Origin of the sequence: Pantoea sp. OVA07A (assembly GCF_019969975.1) — a bacterium.
Lineage (GTDB): Bacteria > Pseudomonadota > Gammaproteobacteria > Enterobacterales > Enterobacteriaceae > Pantoea > Pantoea agglomerans.
This window is the reverse complement of record NZ_JAHXYM010000007.1, coordinates 212,050-230,706: the sequence shown is the minus strand read 5'-3', so window position 1 is coordinate 230,706 and position 18,657 is coordinate 212,050. Positions and strand designations below refer to the sequence as shown.

Here is an 18,657-nt window from a genome sequence, read left to right as displayed (position 1 = left end):
CGTTATAGTAAGCGACGCGCCGCTTCGACCACAATCTTCACTGCGTCACTTTCTGTCTGTTTCATGGTGACCGCATCCGGGATCTCTTTCTGAGTGCGGTTCACAATCACGCCCGCCACCATGCCGGCTCGCAGACCCTGGCTGGCGCACATGGTTAACAGTGTAGCGGATTCCATCTCATAGTTGAGAACGCCCATATCCTGCCACTCTTTCATCGATCCCCTGAAGCGACTGACTATGCGGCCCGAGACGGTGTCGTAGCGCTCCTGACCCGGATAGAAGGTGTCAGAAGAGGCCGTGATGCCAATATGTGTTTTCGCGCCACAGGCTTCTGCGGCGGCAACCAGCGCGGTGGTGCAGGCGAAATCAGCCACTGCCGGAAACTCCATCGGCGCAAAATGCAGGCTGGCCCCGTCCAGGCGAACGGATGCGGTGGTCACCAGCACATCGCCGACATTGATATGCGGCTGGATAGCGCCCGTGGTACCGACACGCAGGAAGGTACGTACGCCAAGCTGTGCCAGCTCTTCGACCGCAATCGAGGTCGACGGACCGCCAATGCCGGTTGAGCAGACCACGACCGGCTTACCATCAATTTTTGCCAGCCAGGAGGTAAATTCACGGTGTGAGGCGAGATGCGTGGCATCTTCCATCAGTCCGGCAATTTTCTTCACGCGCTCCGGATCGCCCGGCACAATCGCCAGGGTGGCGCCCTGCAGATCGGCTTTGGTCAGGCCAAGATGGAAAACGTCAGACTGTGTCATTTTCAGACTCCTGTTAAGGGAAGGTAGCGCGCCACTCTACGCCAGCACGCCCAATAAATATGTGACAACATTCACTTAAGAAAATGAAAGTTACATTTCCCGAAAGATAAATTGTGACGACAATCACACAATAGCATCTTCCTGGTGCGGATAGCTCTCGGTGGGGCTGTGTCAGGGTCTGCGCAATGTTAAAGAGAAGGATGATTTTATTCGCTGCTGATTCTGTGACCCGACACCTGGCGCATACGCTTTCCGGCCAGGCTATAGTTACGTGATTGCGCAAATGCTTGCACGGAGAGAATAATGAAACCCAGTGATAATATGGCACAAAAACCGGCGACGGGCGGCTTTGCCCCTGCCGTGCAGCCCACCGCCTCCACCACCATCATTACCGACAGCCCGGCGATTCACGCGGGTGAAACCTCAGTGCCCAGTCAGGGCGAAAACATGCCGGCATTCTTTGCAAAACCCCAGTCAGCGGAAGGCCCGTGGCCAGTCGTACTGGTCGTGCAGGAGATCTTTGGTGTGCATGAACACATCCGGGATATCTGCCGCCGCCTGGCGCTGGAAGGCTATCTGGCGATTGCGCCTGAGCTCTATTTCCGCGAGGGCGATCCCGCTGAGTATAACGATATCCCGACGCTGTTCAGCGAGCTGGTCAGCAAAGTGCCTGACAGCCAAGTGCTGGCCGATCTCGATCATGCCGCCAACTGGGCCGCACGCAACGGCGGCGATATTCGTCGCATGGGCATCACCGGTTTTTGCTGGGGTGGTCGCATTAGCTGGCTCTACGCCGCGCATAACCCGCAACTGCGCGCCGCCGTGGCGTGGTATGGACGACTGACCGGTGAGCGCACGCTGAAGCAGCAGAAGCATCCTATTGATATTGCGGTCGATCTGAATGCGCCAGTATTAGGTTTGTATGGTGGCCAGGATGAGGGTATCCCGCTGGAGAGCGTCGAGCAGATGCGTCAGGCACTGCATGCCGCCAATGCAACCGCAGAGATCATCGTCTATCCCGAAGCGGGCCATGCCTTTAATGCTGACTATCGTGCAAGCTACCATGCTGAATCTGCCAATGATGGCTGGCAGCGGATGCTGGCCTGGTTCAGGCAGTATGGTGTTGCATCGCAGTAAATGAAAAAGGGGCGCTTATGCGCCCCTGATTTTTCGTCCACCAGACCCGATTCCCTACGCCGTTTCTCCACGCAATTTCTTCGCCGCCGTCACCATGTTCGCCAGCGCCTGACGCGTTTCCGTCCAGCCCCGTGTTTTCAAACCGCAGTCCGGGTTCACCCACAGACGCGCTTCCGGAATACGTTTCGCCGCCTTAAGCAACAGTGCTTCTATCCACTCCACGCTGGGGACGTTAGGCGAATGGATGTCGTAGACGCCGGGGCCAATTTCATTCGGGTAGTCGAAGTTTTCAAACGCCTCCAGCAGGTCCATGTCAGATCGCGAGGTTTCGATGGTGATCACATCGGCATCCAGCGCCGCGATAGCGTCCATGATGTCGTTGAACTCGCAGTAACACATATGGGTGTGAATCTGGGTTTCATCCCGCGCCACCGCCGCATTCAGTCGGAAGGCCTCCACCGCCCAGTTCAGGTATGCGGCCCATTCAGACTGGTGCAGTGGCAGACCTTCACGCAGCGCAGGCTCATCAATCTGGATAATCCCGATGCCCGCATTCTCCAGGTCTTCGACTTCATCACGCAGCGCCAGCGCGATCTGTTTCGCGATGGTTTCACGTGACACATCTTCACGCGGGAATGACCAGCAGAGGATGGTTACCGGACCGGTCAGCATCCCTTTTACCGGCTTGTTGGTCAGCGACTGGGCATATCTGGCCCACTCAACGGTGATCGCCTCCGGACGACTGACATCGCCAATAATGACAGGCGGTTTCACACAGCGTGAACCGTAGCTCTGAACCCAGCCATTCTGTGTGAAGACAAACCCCTCCAGATGTTCGCCGAAGTACTCAACCATGTCGTTACGTTCCGCTTCACCGTGCACCAGCACATCCAGCCCCAGCCGCTCTTGTTCGAGAATCGCCTGCTTAATATGCTCCGCGATGCCGGTGCGGTAATGGTTGCTGTCGAGCCGGCCCTGTTTAAAGTCGAGGCGCAGGCCGCGAATTTCAGTGGTCTGTGGAAAAGAGCCGATGGTGGTGGTAGGCCAGGCTGGCAGATTGAAACGCTGACGCTGCAGGACCGCCCGCACCGGATAAGCGCTCTGGCGTTCACTGTGCTGTGAGGTAATGGCCTGCAGACGCTGGCCCACCGCCGCATTATGCACGCGGCGGGAGTGAGCGCGGGCGTGTACCGGTGCGCTCCAGGCTTCCAGCGCCGTCGCATCGTTGTTGTTGAGTGCCTGACTCAGCAGTGATAGCTCGGCACATTTCTGCAGCGCAAAGGCGAACCAGCTTTTGACTTCATCATCCAGACGGGTCTCGACGCTCAGGTCGATAGGGCTATGCAGCAGCGAGCAGGAGGAGCCGATCCACACCTGTTCACGCGCTCTGGTCAGCGGTTGCAAGCGGCTGAACCAGCGGCTCAGATCGGCGCGCCAGACGTTGCGTCCGTTGATCACGCCGAGCGACAGCAGCCAGCTGGCGGGCAGTTGCTGATTCAGTTGCTGAATATCATCACGGCCATGGACCAGATCGACATGCAGCCCCTGCACCGGCAGCGCACGAATCACATCAATGTTCTGGCCGATGCTGTCAAAATAGGTGGTCAGCAGCAGTTTGCTGTGACCCTGCAGTGCGTCATACGCCGGCTGGAAAGCTTCGCGCCACGTCTGCGGCAGCTCCAGTGCCAGAGCGGGTTCATCAATCTGTACCCATTCGATGCCGCGCTTTGCCAGTTCCGCCAGCACCTGCTGATAGACCGGCAGAATCCCCTCCAGCAGCGACAGACGTTCAAACGGCTCACCCTTCACTTTACCCAGCCACAGATACGTCACCGGCCCCAGCAGTACTGGCTTGATGTTGTGTCCCAGCGCCAGTGCCTCATCCACCTCGTCCAGCAGTTGGGTCCAGGTCAGTTTAAACGTCTGACCCTGGGTAAATTCCGGCACCATGTAGTGATAGTTGGTGTTAAACCATTTGGTCATTTCTGCCGCCGCCGCAGGCTCACCGGTCGGCGCACGACCGCGTCCCAGGCGGAACAGGGTGTCGAGATCCACTGTGCCGGCTTTGTTCTGATGACGCGCGGGCACGTTACCCAGCATCAGGCTGGTGGTCAGCACATGGTCATACCAGGCGAAATCGCCGACCGGCAGCAGATCGACGCCCGCCTCTTTCTGTTGTTGCCAGTGTCGTGCACGCAGCTCACGGCCCGTCGCCAGTAATGCCTGCTGCGTGCTGTCGCCAGCCCAGTAGCTCTCCAGCGCTTTTTTCAGTTCACGGCGCAGGCCAATACGGGGAAAGCCGAGGGTATGGTTCAGGATAGTCATGTGCTGTTCTCCAGATAATCTTTCACTTTGGCTTAAATGGGCAGCCAAAGATGTTTAGCCGTCCAGATGTTTACACTGCTATACTCTGCGGGTACTGTATATTGCTCAAGCGCAATATGTTCATTTTCGATGTGAAGGACTCTCATGATCGAACTCAAGCACCTGCGGACGCTTCAGGCTCTGCGCAATACGGGCTCGCTGGCGGCGGCGGCGGCCCAGCTTCATCAGACGCAATCGGCGTTGTCTCATCAGTTCAGCGATCTGGAGCAGCGGCTGGGATTCCGCCTGTTCGTGCGTAAAAGTCAGCCGCTGCGCTTTACGCCGCAGGGCGATATTCTGCTGCAGCTGGCAGAGCAGGTGCTGCCGCAGATTCAGCAGGCATTGCAGGCCTGCCATGAGCCGCATCAGACCACGCTGCGGGTGGCGATAGAGTGTCATAGCTGCATCCAGTGGCTGACTCCCGCGCTGGATAAATTCCGCCAGAGCTGGCCGCAGGTGGTGATGGATTTCAAATCGGGCGTAACCTTTGATCCTCAACCCGCCCTGCAACAGGGTGAGCTGGATGTGGTGCTGACCTCCGATATCCTGGCGCGCTCGGGTCTGTTCTACTCCCCGATGTTTGATTATGAAGTGCGGCTGGTGCTGGCAACGGATCACCCGCTGGCGAAGGTTGAGCAGATTTCGCCGGAAGATCTAGCCGATGAGGTGTTGATGATCTATCCGGTGCAGCGTCAGCGTCTGGATATCTGGCGTCACTTCCTGCAGCCCGCAGGCGTCAGTCCGGCACTGAAAAGTGTGGATAATACCCTGCTGATGATTCAGATGGTCTCGGCACGTATGGGGATTGCCGCGCTGCCGCACTGGGTGGTGGAGAGTTTTGAGAAGCAGGGTCTGGTGGTCACCCGCACGCTGGGCGATGGCCTGTGGAGCCGTCTTTATGCGGCCGTGCGCGAAGGGGAGCAACGTCAGCCGGTGCTGGAAGCGTTTATCCGCTTTGCCCGTCAGCACGCCTGTGAGCATCTGCCTTTTGTGCGCGACGCCGCGCTGCCCGGTGCGGTGTTGCAGCGATAATCTGGCGGGCACAAACCTGCGCGAAGGCGGGCAAAATCCCCTATAATGCGCAGCCTGTCGACTGACCACGAGAAGATTTCACCATGACTAACAATGATATTCTGCGCAGCGTGCGCTATATGCTCAACCTGAGCGATGCCAAAATGGTGGAGATTTTTGCGCTGGCGCAATGTGACGTGCCGCTGGCGGATATTCAGGCGTGGCTGAAAAAAGATGACGATGCTGCGTTCCGTCCCTGCCCCGATGTGCTGATGGGTTATTTCCTGAATGGCCTGATCTTCTACCGTCGCGGCAAAAGTGAAGATGCGCCCGCGCCGTCGATTGAGCGCAAGATGACCAATAACATCTTCATGAGAAAGCTGCGTATCGCTTTTGATCTGAAAACCACCGACATCCCTGATGTACTGAAACGCGTGAATTTTACCGTTTCACAGGCTGAGATTGGTGCGATTTTCCGCAAACCTGATCATAAGAACTATCGCGAATGCGGCGATCAGATTCTGCGTAACTTCCTGAAAGGGCTGGCGATGATTCAGCGTCCTAAGAGTGAAAAGCCTGCTTAACGTCTGTGGCTGATCGCTTCGGGTACCTGCGTGGTCAGAAGTGGCGCATCTGATCGCAAAGAAAGCCTGCATCCATGCAGCACGGCCTCGCCATCCCTGGCTCGGACGCTTTGCTCCTCAGTTGCGCCACCTCTTCCCTTAAGCTTCTTCATGGCTTTTTAATTAGCAACACCAGGCCAGCCCTGGGGAGTGAAAGCGGGTCATCGGTGGAGCGTTCGTCGCAGGGGAAAAAAGCGCCGGGAGCATTTCTGAACCATCCTGGAAGATTCCTTCGCGATCGCACACGCCAGCTCCATCGCGAATGCTCTACGTTTCAGCGCGCCATCCCCTCCTTCATATTCGCTCTGAGCCCTTGGTTCAACTGCGATGATGCTGTTAAGTCTCCAGGGCTGGCGCGTCTGAAGAGCGAAGCGTCCGGGCCAGGGATGGCCCGGCCGATCCACAGGGATGTGAGATTCCTTCGTGATCGGACGCGCCAGCCCGGGAGGCCGCTCCCATGCAACAGCCCTGTTTATGATCGGTCACCGCGCCCCACCACCCAGCGCTTATGCACCCACAACGAGGCGAGGATCACCATTGCGCCCGCTATAAAGCTTGGCCAGTGCGGTTTCTCCTGCCAGATAGCCAGATTCACCAGCAGCCCGGCAGGAACGTGCATGTTATTCATAATGCCCAGCGTGCCGGCATCGACCTGGGTCGCACCATAATTCCACATAAAATAGCCGAGACCGGAAGCCGCAATGCCCAGCCAGACCAGAATGCCCCACTGCAATGAGGTGGTCGGCAACTTCTGCGGATTGCCCCAGGCGCACCAGGCGATCACCGCAATCAACACCGCACCCAGATAGAACCAGGAGAAGGCGGTGTGCTGCGGCATCGGGCGGGTCTCCTGCAGACGCTTATAGCCCACCATTCCCGCCGCAAAGCAAATGTTTGCCAGTTGCACTAACAGCAGACCAAACCAGAAATGATCGCTGACTTTGTCATAGCGAATAATGGCCGCACCCGCCACAGCCAGCAGTGCACTGAAGATATAGCCGATGCGCAGTGGACGACGGCTGATCAGATCGTAAATCAGCGTCACATAAAGCGGCGTCATCACCGTAAACAGCAGGAATTCCGACACGCTAAGGTAGAGATAGGCTTCGAAACTCAGCAGATACATCACGCCCAGCTGCAGCATCCCGACCAGCATGTAAAGCAACAGCGTTGAAGGGCGATGACCACGCCAGCGCAGGAAAGGTAAAAATACCAGCGCAGCCAGCGCCAGTCGCATCAGTACAGAGAACCAGCTGTCCACCTGCCCGGCAAGGTATTCGCCAATCAGACTGAACGAAAAGGCCCACAGAATGGTGGTAATAATCAATAAAAACACGGTGACGACCCCGAAATTAACAGGCCGTCAGTGTAAACAATGTGCTGCCATCAGGCTGTGAAATCTGGTTGACATCTGATTACAAACCAGGCGATCAGAATGTCCATCGGTAAAGGACTCTCGCCTCCTGACATAACTGTCTGCATAAAGATCTTTCAGCCAGATAAAATGCGCGAAATGATCCATCGCATGATCACTTCCGCTCCAGAATGTAATAAAAGTGTAACAAATGTGTCATTCATCACAGTAACGTTGCGCAACTAACACTATTCTTTGCGCGAAATGGAACATTCTGCGTCCATTTTCTTCTGCTCTTTTCCTGCCCCAACCTGCTGGGAATTAAAAACCATAATGTGCCCTGGAGGGCCTCACTGATGCTGAGCATTTTTAAACCTGCACCACGTCAGCCGCAGGTGGCGGAGGATCACGTTGATCCGCTCTACCGTCGTCTGCGCTGGCAAATTTTCATCGGGATCTTCTTTGGTTACGCCGCCTACTATCTGGTCAGAAAAAACTTCGCACTCGCCATGCCCTACCTGGTAGAGCAGGGTTTTTCACGTGGCGATCTCGGTTTTGCCTTATCCGGCATATCCATCGCCTACGGCTTTTCAAAATTCATCATGGGATCGGTCTCTGACCGCTCAAACCCGCGCGTCTTCTTACCGGCAGGCCTGATTCTGGCCGCGACAGTGATGCTGATCATGGGATTCGTTCCCTGGGCCACCTCCAGCATTATGGTGATGTTCGTGCTGCTGTTTATCTGCGGCTGGTTCCAGGGCATGGGCTGGCCACCTTGTGGACGTACCATGGTTCACTGGTGGTCGCAGAAAGAGCGCGGCAGGATCGTTTCGGTCTGGAACTGCGCCCATAATGTCGGCGGCGGTATTCCGCCTCTGCTGTTCCTGCTCGGTATGGCGTGGTTCAACGACTGGAAAGCGGCACTCTATATGCCGGCATTTGGCGCCATCGCCATTGCGATTCTGGCCTTTGCGCTGATGCGTGATACGCCGCAATCCTGTGGTCTGCCACCGATTGAAGAGTACAAAAACGACTATCCGCCCGACTATGATGCCAGCCACGAAGAGGAGCTGACGGCTAAACAGATCTTCATGAAATATGTGCTGCCGAACAAGCTGCTGTGGTACATCGCGCTGGCCAACGTGTTTGTTTATCTGCTGCGCTACGGCATTCTCGACTGGTCGCCGACCTATCTCAGAGAAGTAAAACACTTCACGCTGGATAAATCGTCGTGGGCTTACTTCCTGTATGAGTATGCGGGGATCCCCGGAACGCTGCTGTGCGGCTGGATGTCGGACAAAGTGTTCCGCGGTAATCGCGGTGCGACCGGGGTGTTCTTTATGACGCTGGTAACCATCGCGACCGTGATCTACTGGCTTAACCCGGCGGGCAATCCTGGCGTCGATATGGCCTGTATGATTGTGATTGGCTTCCTGATCTACGGTCCGGTGATGCTGATTGGTCTGCACGCGCTGGAGCTGGCCCCGAAAAAAGCGGCGGGGACGGCGGCGGGCTTCACCGGCCTGTTCGGCTATCTGGGTGGATCGGTGGCGGCCAGCGCCATTGTCGGTTACACCGTCGATTACTTCGGCTGGGACGGCGGCTTCATGGTGATGATTGCTGGCTGTGTGCTGGCGGTTATCCTGCTGTTACTGACCATGGTCAGCGAACACAAACACAAAAAGACTCCTGCCTGACGGCAATAAAAAAGGGCCGGATATCCGGCCCTTTTTTTGCGCTGACGGCTTAAGCAAGATAGAGCGTGCGCAGCGTCTGCGGCACGGCATCATCGGCATTTGAACCGATCACATCCAGCTCCGGCAGCGTATCTTTCAACCGCTGATGGGCGTTCTGCATGATAAATCCCTTACCCGCCATGCTCAGCATCTCCACATCGTTCATGCCGTCGCCAAAGGCGATACAGCTTTCCAGTGAATGGCCCAGCGTTTTCGCGACCGCTTCCAGCGCATGCCCTTTCGACACGCCGCCCGCCATCACTTCCAGACAGGTAGGCAGTGAGAAACTGACGTTAACCCGATCGCCCCAGCGCGCTTCAATCGCCTGTTCCATCGGGATCAGATGCTCGGGATTTTCGCAGGTGAAAAAGACCTTGCTGATATTATCGGTTGGCAGCAGACCCGGCTCATAGACCTGATAGTTGAACACCGACTCGCGGAAATAGTCCTGCTCAGCCGGGCTTGAGCGGCTGACAAACCACTCATCGTCGCGGTAAACGTGGGTCAGGATATCGCTGTGATGATATTGCAGGCCAAACAGATCGCTGGCGATATCCTCATCCAGATTATGACTGAACACCAGTTCGCCCTCTGCGTTGTGCACGCGCGCGCCGTTTGAGGTGATCATATAGGCCGGAATCGCCAGGCTGTCGCGCATCTGTCCGACATCGATATGATGACGGCCGGTGGCGAATATAAAGTGAATATCTTTCGCGACCAGCTGCTGCAGCGTTTCACGCGCAAAAGGGGTCAGACGATGTTCGGGAGAAAGCAGCGTGCCATCCAGATCGGATGCAACGATGTGATACATGAAAACCTCGGGTATCTGGTTCTGCCGGCCTTAACCGGTCGGATAAATAACGTCAGTGGTGCGAGGAAAAGAAGTCGACCACTGCATTGAGTGCTTCGGCGCGCATCTCATCCTTTTCAAACAGGATCTCATGACGCGCACCGTCGATCACCCGTGGTTTATTGCCCTCACACGGATGACCCGCCGCCGCCATCGCAGCACAAAAAAGGTCCTGCGAACGATTGTCGACCACCCGATCATCGCTGGCCTGTAACAGCAGCAGTGGCGTGGTGATCTTATCGACCTGACTGATGATGTTGCGACCTGCATGGATGCCTTCACGTACCCAATGGTAGGTTGGCCCGCCAACGCGAATCGCCGGATCGTCCGCATAAAAGCGCAGATTTCGCCGGTAACGCTCGGTGCTGTGCGTCAGCCGGTTAATGCCAAACGGATGCGCACGCCAGCGGCCGGTGCCGAGCGCATAGCCATCGCGCATCGCCGGACGCTTCTCCGCCCAGTCCAGGATCCGATGGGCCAGAAAAGAGGGCAACGGTAAAGCAATGCCAAACATCGGCGCCACCAGCGCGACCGCATGAAACGCCTGCGGCTGACGCGCCAGAAACAGCGTTAAGATTGCGCCGCCCATGGAGTGAGCCAGCGCATAGCGCTGCTGGTAGTGACCGCTGATAATCTCTTTCAGATAGAGCGTTTCAAGGTCGTCGACATAATGGGTAAATTCCGCCACGTGACCGCGGTGTGAATCTTCCAGCAGGCGATCGGAACGCCCCTGACCGCGATGGTCAAGGATCACCACATCAAATCCGCAGTGAAACAGATCGTACGCCAGCTCAGGATATTTTATGTAACTCTCGATGCGTCCCGGCACAATCAGGATCACACGCTTGTGTTGCGGTGATGTGAAGCGGACGTAGCGCAGCGTCAGATTACCCACGCCGGTAAACTCAAGCTCTTCGCGGCTGTGCCAGAAATCGAGCAGTGGCCCGGTAGCGAAGGCAGCAAAGGCTTTTTCTCGTCGCAGCCAGCTGGCTTTGTGTTGATTCATTCGCCCTCCTGATGACCGGATAAAGAGTCCTGAATGCCATGCGCAGGCCGTAGCGCCGCGCTTATTTCTGGCGTATTGTGTCACAATTCCGCTACTAAAGAGAGCCTGACCCATGACCATCGAATGGTGGCTGACCTATCTGCTTACCACTACAATTCTCAGCCTGTCGCCCGGTTCCGGCGCAATCAACACCATGAGTACCGGTATCAGCCACGGCTATCGCGGCACGGTGGCCTCTATCTCCGGTTTGCAGGTCGGCCTGGCGCTGCATATCGTGCTGGTCGGCATCGGTCTGGGCGCGCTGTTTTCTCAGTCGCTGCTGGCGTTTGAGATTCTGAAATGGGCCGGTGCGGCCTATCTGGTCTGGCTGGGTATTCAGCAGTGGCGCTCAGCGGGTGGCATTGATCTGGATGCAGTCGCCAGAGCGATGCCGCGTCGTCGCCTGTTCAAACGCGCCGTGCTGGTTAACCTGACCAACCCGAAAAGTATCGTCTTTCTCGCCGCCCTGTTCCCGCAATTTATTCAGCCGCATCAGCCGCTATTTATGCAGTATCTGGTGCTGGGCGTCACCACCGTTGTGGTCGATATCATCGTGATGATTGGCTACGCCACGCTGGCAACGCGGATTGCGGGCTGGATTAAGGGACCAAAACAGATGAAGTTAATGAACCGCATTTTTGGCGGGCTGTTTATGGCAGTAGGCGCGCTGCTGGCCAGCGCCAGAAAAATCGCTTAACGTCTGACGCGCCGAATTCGGCGCGAAAGATTATCCCTTCTTCCCTGGCCCCGCTACGGCGCTGTCAGTGGAACCGCACGCAACACAATGATGCCCGGCTTCGAACGCATATATTCCCTGAACGGCGCATCGACAACTTTTCGATTAACGGCCAGCGAAGAGGCGTTCCTGAACCACAAGCGGCCATCATGCCGGACAGCAATCCCCACATGCGTAACATCCAGGCTCTGACTGGTGGCGTAAACCCCCACGTAATCGCCGGTCTGAATTTGCTTCAGCACCTGCGGTGTGATCGCCCGGGCCGGAATGTAAGTGACAGGACGTGCAATCACACCCAGACCGGGCACCTGTTCTGCTCCGCTGGCCTGACGATTCAGGTGCTTCACCACCGTCACCGTATCCGGGCTAAGAGTGCGGGTCACGTCATCGGCATTGCGCGGGCTATCGGCAAACCAGTCGGAAAAAAAGTGGCGACGATTCCGGTAGCTGACCTCACCGCCAGCGTAGCGGGTCCGAATCAGGTTAGCCTCAAAGCTGGCACGATCGTGGCTGCGGCTCAGCGCCTGCACGTAATCAAGCAGCGTGTAACAATCCACACCGTTGAAATTGATCACCAGCGCTTCCGGACGCGTGGGAGAACCGATCAGCGTATCCGCTTCATAGGGTGTTCCGAGAAACGTCGCAGAGATCCGGCTAATCCTTTCGCCCTGCATCTGATCGACATCGGACAGCGTCTGCATCAGGATCGAGGTGACCTCATCGGTCTGGCCCGGCTCTGGCGCAGGATTGCGGGCGGCATCAGGCGAGGCGCAGGCGCTGATACAGGCCGTCATCAACACCAGTAATATGAACTTCACTCTCATCATCCTCTCCATAAACGTTGCGCCTGCTTCCCGACTTTAATGGAGATATGGATATGAATGATTAATAAAGAGTGACGATTTATCTGCGGTTGCAACAGCAAAACTCCCTGAGCCCTGGAATGTGACATCCGTCACACAAGCGAACTCTCTGGAGGAAGCGACAGCAAGGGAGGTTTCTGCCGGAGGCGCAACGCGCACGCCGGCATAAGGGCTGAAACGGAGATTAACGCGAAAGAATCAGGTGGATACCAAAACCGGCAAACAGTACGCCGGCCATGCCATCGACCCATTTCGCCAGTCGCTGATACTTAGCGCGGATCCAAGGCAGCGCAAAAATCGCCGCCACCAGGGTAAACCAGGCAAAAGTTTCACCGACAATCAGCAGGAACAGACCCCAGCGCTCCGCCGAACCGACATCGTCGCCAACAAACAGCGAGAAGACGCTGCCGAAGTAGATAATGGCTTTAGGATTCGACAGGTTCGTCAGCAGGCCTTTGAGAAAGCTCATGCCGCGTTTCGGCAACGCAACCACCGGCTCATCCTGCTGCGGCTGTTTATGACGCTGACGTGCCGAGCACATCAGCTGCCAGCCCATCCACAACAGATAAAGTCCACCGCCGACCATGATGATCTGATGCAGCCAGGCCATTTTTTCCAGAATCAGATGCAGCCCCATCAGCGCCACACCCGCCCAGACCACAATGCCCAGCGTAATGCCCAGTACACCCATCATCGCCTCTTTGCGCGAGCGGCTGGCGGCAGTCTGTGACACGAAAAAGAAATCGGGGCCGGGGCTCATCAGCGCCACCAGATGCACCAGCGCCACAGTGGCGAATAACATCAGCATAATCAGTGTCCTTTACTCTTCATCATCAAGATGCTCTTTGATCATCACCAGGAAAGGTTTGCCAAAGCGCTCCAGTTTGCGGTGACCCACGCCGTTGACGCTGAGCATCTCGGACGCGCTGACCGGCATCTGTTCTGCCATCTCTATCAGTGTGGCGTCATTGAACACCACGTAAGGCGGAATATTCTCTTCATCGGCGATCGCTTTTCGCAGCTTACGCAGCTTGGCGAACAGTTTGCGATCGTAGTTGCCACCGTGAAACTTCGCCGGACTGCTGCTTTTTGTTTTTGCGGTGATTAAACGCGGCACCGCCAGCATCAGTGGCACTTCACCACGCAGCACCGGCCGCGCCGCTTCGGTGAGCTGCAGAGCCGAATGCATAGCGATGTTCTGCGTCACCAGCCCCAGATGGATTAGCTGACGTAACACGCTCACCCAATGTTCGTGGCTCTGATCTTTGCCCAGTCCATAGACCGGCAGTTTGTCATGACCCTGCTCACGGATACGCTGATTGTTGGACCCGCGCAGCACCTCAACGATATAGCCCATACCAAAACGCTGACCCACGCGGTAGATGCCGGAGAGGGCTTTTTGCGCTTCAACCAGGCCGTCATAACGTTTAGGTGGGTCAAGACAGATATCGCAGTTATCGCACGGCTGCTGGCGGCCCTCGCCAAAATAGTTCAGCAGCACCAGACGGCGGCAGGTCTGCGCTTCAGCAAACGCGCCCATGGCGTTGAGTTTGTGACGCTCAATATCCTGCAGCGGTCCGGGCACTTTCTCTTCCAGACATTTACGCAGCCAGGCCATATCGGCCGGGTCGTAAAGCATCATCGCTTCGGCAGGCAGACCATCACGTCCGGCCCGCCCGGTTTCCTGATAATAGGACTCAATGTTGCGCGGGATATCGAAGTGGACCACAAAACGGACGTTGGGCTTGTTGATGCCCATGCCAAAGGCCACCGTCGCCACCACGATTTGCAGATCGTCACGCTGAAACGCTTCCTGCACCCGGCCACGCTGCTCGCTGTCGATACCGGCGTGGTAGGCTCCAACGCTGAAGCCCCGGCTTTGCAGTCGCGCGGCGGTGTCTTCCACCTTCGCCCGGCTGTTGCAGTAGATAATGCCGCACTTGCCGCGCTGATCCTGAACGTAACGCAGTAGCTGATCGGTGGGTTTAAATTTCTCCACCAGCGTGTAGCGAATATTGGGGCGGTCAAAGCTGCTGATCTGGATCAGCGGATCCTGCATATGCAGCAGGTTAACGATGTCGTTGCGGGTGGTTTCATCTGCGGTCGCGGTCAGCGCCATTACCGGTAATTCCGGGAAGCGCTGACGCATCTTGCCGAGGGCGCCATATTCCGGGCGGAAATCGTGGCCCCACTGGGAAATACAGTGCGCTTCATCCACCGCCAGCATCGCCGGTTGCCAGTGCGCCAGACTGTCCAGGAAGTTATCCATCATCAGGCGTTCCGGGGCGATGTAGAGCAGCTTAACCCGACCGGTTCGGCAGTCGGCCATCACCGTCTGCTGCTGATCGCGCGTCATGGTGGAGTTGAGATACGCCGCCGCCACGCCGTTTGCCAGCAGCTGATCGACCTGATCTTTCATCAGCGAGATCAGCGGCGACACCACCAGCGTCAGCCCCTCGCGCACCAGCGCAGGGATCTGATAACAGAGCGATTTACCACCGCCGGTGGGCATCACCACCAGACAATCGCGCCCGCTCAGCGCCTCATTGATGATCGTCTGCTGACCGGGACGAAAATGCTGGTAGCCGAAGGTATCCTGCAATACCTGCTGCGCCAGCGCTTCCTGATTAAGAACTGCCGAGGTTGCCACGCGATTCCTGTCTTTCGTTATGGATTAGAACAAGTCGTTAAGTGTTACACCCACACCCAGACGCGTCTGGCGATGGTTGTAATCGATCAGTGATTCACCGTAACCGCTAAACACCTGAGTATAGAAGCGAACGTGCTCAGTGATAGGGTAGCTCCAGCCCAGGGTCGCGCCGCCATAACCGCTGTTCCAGTTATAGTTGCCCTCTACGCTGAAGATATTGTCGCCGAGCTTATAGCCCAGACGGGTGCGGTAGTAACCCATATATTTGGTGATATCAGGATTATCATCGCTGTTCGCCCCTTCAGGGATGCGATACCAGGGTTTGATTTCCGCCAGGAAGTTACCATTCTCTGCCATCAGACGCGCATAGACGCGGTTCCAGCTGCGCGAGGTGGGATCGCTTCGTCCATTGGATTGGTGATTCAGACCCACTTCGACATCACGCAGTGTCCAGCCCGCCAGCGAATAGTCGGTCGCCCAGCCCAGGAAAATCTGCGGCTCATAGTTGGTCTCACGGAATGGCGATGACTCAGCGCTATTCGACAGCTGCCACCAGGAACGCTGGGTGTAAGAGGCTGCCAGCACCGAGTTGTCGCCCAGAATACCGCGCCACAGCGGAAACGCCAGGCTGAGCTGGAATTTCACTTCATCTTTGCGGGCATTCTCTCCCCAGTTATAGGAGGAGATCGCCTCTTTATTGAGGTCGCTGGTATAGGTATAAAGCAGATAGTTGTTCTCGTAAGGATAGAGAACAAACGGGTTGTCATGCTTCTCCAGCAGGTTAGCAATAATGCTGCCCTGAACCTGTGGCGCGTCATGAACCTCTTTAATATGGGCTTCATCCGCCTGCGCCAGCGCAGGAAATATCAACATTGCCGCCAGCAAGGCGCGATGCTTACGCATAAAATTCTCCGGTGAGCAGCTGCGTATCAAAGTAACTGAAAGGGTGTCGTAAAAAGCAGGCCATTCTACACGCAAATGGCAGTGAGCATGAGTGCTGATTTCTTAAACTGGAAACACCCTCGCAGGCGGCATAGAATACACAACTCATTCATGTTCCGCGCCCCTCTGGCCCGATTTTTTCAGGACACATCATCATGTCATCACCCGTGCTGACACAGCAGGACGCTCGCCAGCTGGTCGGCGAAATTTTCGTTTATCACATGCCGTTTAATCAGGCACTGGGCCTGGAACTGATGCGCCTTGACGCAGACTACGCAGAGATCAGCTTCAATAACAAAACCATGCTGGTGGGCAACCAGGCGCAGCAGATTCTGCACGGCGGCGTTATCGCGTCGGTACTGGATGTGGCGGCGGGCATGGTCTGCGTCAGTAATGCGTTAACCCGTCAGGAAAGCATCAGCGAAGCGGATCTGCGCCAGCGTCTGTCACGCATGGGCACCATTGATATGCGCGTCGACTATCTGCGTCCCGGACGCGGCGAACGCTTCACCGCCACCAGCAGCCTGCTGCGCGCCGGTAACAAAGTCGCCGTGGCGCGCGTGGAACTGCACAATCAACAGGGCGATTATATCGCCACGGCTACCGCCACCTATCTTATCGGCTAACCACACCATTGAATGGATCGCATATGGATACGCAACAAACCCGCCAGGGCGTTGGCTTTGCACTGGGCGCTTACTTTATCTGGGGCATTGCGCCCGCTTATTTCAAACTGGTAAAGCAGGTTCCCGCCACGGAAATCATGACGCACCGGGTGATCTGGTCTGCACTGTTTATGCTGTTACTGATTACCCTGAGCCGCAGCTGGCCCGGCGTTCGCAGCGTGTTGCGCCAGCCTAAAAAAGTGCTGCTGCTGGCGCTGACGGCCGTGACTATCGGCGGCAACTGGCTGCTGTTTATCTGGGCAGTCAACAATCAGCATATGCTGGAAGCCAGCCTGGGCTACTTTATTAACCCGCTGATCAACGTGGTGTTCGGCATGCTGTTTTTGCGCGAACGGTTTCGCCGCTTGCAGTGGCTCGCCGTGCTGCTGGCCACCGTCGGCGTACTGGTGCAGCTGTGGCAGTTTGGCTCGTTACCGATTATCGCGCTGGGTCTGGCGCTGAGCTTCGCCCTGTATGGCCTGGTGCGCAAAAAGATTCAGGTCGATGCGCAGAGCGGCATGCTGATTGAAACTCTGTGGCTGTTTCCGCTGGCGGCGATTTACCTGTTTGGCTTTGCCGACAGTGCCACCAGCCACTTATCCGCCAACCCACTGAGTCTCAACCTGAAGCTGATAGCGGCGGGCATTGTAACCACCATTCCACTGATGCTGTTTGCGGCAGCCTGCAGCCGTCTGCGACTTTCCACCGTAGGCTTCTTTCAGTATCTCGGCCCGACGCTGATGTTTGTGCTGGCGGTCGCGTTTTACGGTGAGACCATCACGCCAGACAAGATGGTGACTTTTGGCTTTATCTGGCTGGCGCTGCTGGTATTTGTCTGCGATGCGGTGGCGTTTTCATTCCGTTCCCGTTCGCGCATAGCGTGAAATAAAGCGCGCTAAAGCCGGGCCGGTCAGCAGGATGGTAAACAGACGCAACGTCTGCAACGCCATTACAAACGCCATGTTGACCTGGGTTCCCGCCGCAATGATCGCCACCGTGTCCAGCCCGCCTGGACTGGTGGCGAGATAGGCCGTCATCAGATCGATATCCAGCATTCGCGTCAGCATCCACGCCAGCCCGCCACACAACAGCATCAGCCCGAAGATCGAGGCCAGCATCTGCGGCAGCGTGCGCAGTGCCAGCAGAAAAATCGGGCGGGTGAAACGTAATCCCACGCTCCAGCCAATCAGTGCATAGGCCACGGCCAGCAGCCATTCCGGCACCTGTAACACCGCGATGTCGCTACTGTGCAGTGCTGCGCCCGCCAGCGCAGGCAGCAGCAGCGCGCCAGAAGGAATGCGCAGTCGGGTGCCCAGCCACGCGCCCGTCAGCATCACCACCAGGGTGATAACAAAGCCATGATTCAGCGGTGGAAACCAGAGCAGCGAGACGCTGTGCGCCTCAACGCCCAGTCCGATGCGCGCCACCAGCGCGGCCGCCGAGGCGACAAACAGCACCCGCAGATACTGCATAAATGCGACCAGCCGCACGTCAGCGCCAAAGTCACCCGCCATCGCCACCATGGCCGATGCACCGCCCGGCGACGATCCCCATGCGCCGGTCGGGCCAGGCAGATGACTGAAGCGCACCAGCAGAAAACCTGACAGGCCGCTGGCCGCCAGCGTCAGCAGCAGCACCGTCAGCACGATCGGCCAGTCCTGAATCAGCGGTGCCAGAATCGAAGGCGACAGACTCTGCGCAATCATGCAGCCCAGTACGGCCTGAGCGAGCAGGAACAGCCGTTTATCAATTCGCAGCGTGGCACCCGACAGCCCCATCACTACACCCACAATCATCGGTCCCAGTAACAGCGCAGCGGGCACATGAAAATAGTGCAGCACCGCGCCAAGCAATACCGAGATCAGCAGCAGCAGCGTCCACTGCGCGCGCAACGAAAAAGCGTCCATAAGAAGTTAA

The 18,657-nt window shown here is 56.9% G+C and carries 17 protein-coding genes; 7 read left to right on the top strand and 10 right to left on the bottom strand.

Annotation, left to right across the window (positions count from 1 at the left end):
• Positions 1 to 2: 2 nt before the first annotated feature.
• On the bottom strand, positions 3 to 764 hold the full coding sequence (udp, locus tag LC417_RS20055) for a uridine phosphorylase (RefSeq protein WP_223566275.1): 762 nt from the start codon (positions 762 to 764) through the stop codon (positions 3 to 5).
• A 303-nt stretch (positions 765 to 1,067) separates the two neighbouring features.
• Between udp and LC417_RS20050 the strand changes: the two genes are divergently transcribed.
• Entirely contained in the window at positions 1,068 to 1,901 is an 834-nt protein-coding gene (locus LC417_RS20050) for a dienelactone hydrolase family protein (RefSeq protein WP_010671680.1), read from the top strand.
• A gap of 54 nt (positions 1,902 to 1,955) precedes the next feature.
• Here the strand turns inward: LC417_RS20050 and metE are convergent, their stop codons facing one another.
• Positions 1,956 to 4,226: a 5-methyltetrahydropteroyltriglutamate--homocysteine S-methyltransferase gene (metE, locus tag LC417_RS20045; RefSeq protein ID WP_223566274.1), complete on the bottom strand. Its 2,271-nt coding sequence runs from the start codon at positions 4,224 to 4,226 to the stop codon at positions 1,956 to 1,958.
• Between the two features lie 144 nt (positions 4,227 to 4,370).
• Here metE and metR point away from each other — a divergent pair, with 144 nt between their 5' ends.
• Entirely contained in the window at positions 4,371 to 5,297 is a 927-nt protein-coding gene (gene metR, locus LC417_RS20040; RefSeq protein WP_010257274.1) for an HTH-type transcriptional regulator MetR, read from the top strand.
• 83 nt (positions 5,298 to 5,380) lie between these two features.
• Positions 5,381 to 5,860: a DUF1456 family protein gene (locus LC417_RS20035; RefSeq protein ID WP_010257278.1), complete on the top strand. Its 480-nt coding sequence runs from the start codon at positions 5,381 to 5,383 to the stop codon at positions 5,858 to 5,860.
• A gap of 511 nt (positions 5,861 to 6,371) precedes the next feature.
• Here LC417_RS20035 and LC417_RS20030 read toward each other — a convergent pair.
• Complete coding sequence (locus LC417_RS20030) at positions 6,372 to 7,235, bottom strand: carboxylate/amino acid/amine transporter (protein ID WP_033767564.1); 864 nt, start codon at positions 7,233 to 7,235, stop codon at positions 6,372 to 6,374.
• 374 nt (positions 7,236 to 7,609) lie between these two features.
• Between LC417_RS20030 and glpT the strand changes: the two genes are divergently transcribed.
• Positions 7,610 to 8,950, top strand: a complete 1,341-nt coding sequence (gene glpT / locus LC417_RS20025) for a glycerol-3-phosphate transporter (RefSeq protein WP_010257284.1) — start codon at positions 7,610 to 7,612, stop codon at positions 8,948 to 8,950.
• A 49-nt stretch (positions 8,951 to 8,999) separates the two neighbouring features.
• Here glpT and yigL read toward each other — a convergent pair whose 3' ends face one another.
• Together yigL and pldB are read right to left on the bottom strand one after the other, a co-directional pair.
• Complete coding sequence (yigL, locus tag LC417_RS20020) at positions 9,000 to 9,800, bottom strand: sugar/pyridoxal phosphate phosphatase YigL (RefSeq protein ID WP_010257286.1); 801 nt, start codon at positions 9,798 to 9,800, stop codon at positions 9,000 to 9,002.
• Between the two features lie 52 nt (positions 9,801 to 9,852).
• On the bottom strand, positions 9,853 to 10,845 hold the full coding sequence (gene pldB / locus LC417_RS20015) for a lysophospholipase L2 (protein ID WP_010257288.1): 993 nt from the start codon (positions 10,843 to 10,845) through the stop codon (positions 9,853 to 9,855).
• A gap of 112 nt (positions 10,846 to 10,957) precedes the next feature.
• On the opposite strand from pldB, the gene rhtB reads away from it, so the two are divergent.
• On the top strand, positions 10,958 to 11,581 hold the full coding sequence (gene rhtB, locus LC417_RS20010) for a homoserine/homoserine lactone efflux protein (RefSeq protein ID WP_010257290.1): 624 nt from the start codon (positions 10,958 to 10,960) through the stop codon (positions 11,579 to 11,581).
• Between the two features lie 53 nt (positions 11,582 to 11,634).
• Here rhtB and LC417_RS20005 read toward each other — a convergent pair whose 3' ends face one another.
• The 4 genes from LC417_RS20005 to pldA form a co-directional block, all read right to left on the bottom strand.
• Complete coding sequence (locus tag LC417_RS20005; protein ID WP_223566282.1) at positions 11,635 to 12,444, bottom strand: DUF1460 domain-containing protein; 810 nt, start codon at positions 12,442 to 12,444, stop codon at positions 11,635 to 11,637.
• Between the two features lie 223 nt (positions 12,445 to 12,667).
• Positions 12,668 to 13,291 carry a threonine export protein RhtC gene (rhtC, locus tag LC417_RS20000; protein ID WP_010257296.1) on the bottom strand — a complete coding sequence of 208 codons (624 nt, stop codon included), beginning with the start codon at positions 13,289 to 13,291 and terminating at the stop codon, positions 12,668 to 12,670.
• A gap of 12 nt (positions 13,292 to 13,303) precedes the next feature.
• On the bottom strand, positions 13,304 to 15,133 hold the full coding sequence (gene recQ / locus LC417_RS19995) for an ATP-dependent DNA helicase RecQ (RefSeq protein ID WP_010257299.1): 1,830 nt from the start codon (positions 15,131 to 15,133) through the stop codon (positions 13,304 to 13,306).
• Positions 15,134 to 15,157: 24 nt separating this feature from the next.
• Positions 15,158 to 16,036, bottom strand: coding sequence for a phospholipase A (gene pldA, locus LC417_RS19990; RefSeq protein WP_010257301.1), 879 nt, complete (start codon positions 16,034 to 16,036; stop codon positions 15,158 to 15,160).
• 194 nt (positions 16,037 to 16,230) lie between these two features.
• On the opposite strand from pldA, the gene LC417_RS19985 reads away from it, so the two are divergent.
• Together LC417_RS19985 and rarD are read left to right on the top strand one after the other, a co-directional pair.
• Positions 16,231 to 16,701, top strand: coding sequence for a thioesterase family protein (locus tag LC417_RS19985; RefSeq protein WP_010257304.1), 471 nt, complete (start codon positions 16,231 to 16,233; stop codon positions 16,699 to 16,701).
• Between the two features lie 23 nt (positions 16,702 to 16,724).
• Complete coding sequence (gene rarD, locus LC417_RS19980; protein WP_010257306.1) at positions 16,725 to 17,624, top strand: EamA family transporter RarD; 900 nt, start codon at positions 16,725 to 16,727, stop codon at positions 17,622 to 17,624.
• Here rarD and LC417_RS19975 read toward each other — a convergent pair.
• Positions 17,595 to 18,647, bottom strand: coding sequence for an AbrB family transcriptional regulator (locus LC417_RS19975; RefSeq protein ID WP_223566273.1), 1,053 nt, complete (start codon positions 18,645 to 18,647; stop codon positions 17,595 to 17,597). The genes rarD and LC417_RS19975 overlap by 30 nt on opposite strands.
• Positions 18,648 to 18,657: the final 10 nt, after the last annotated feature.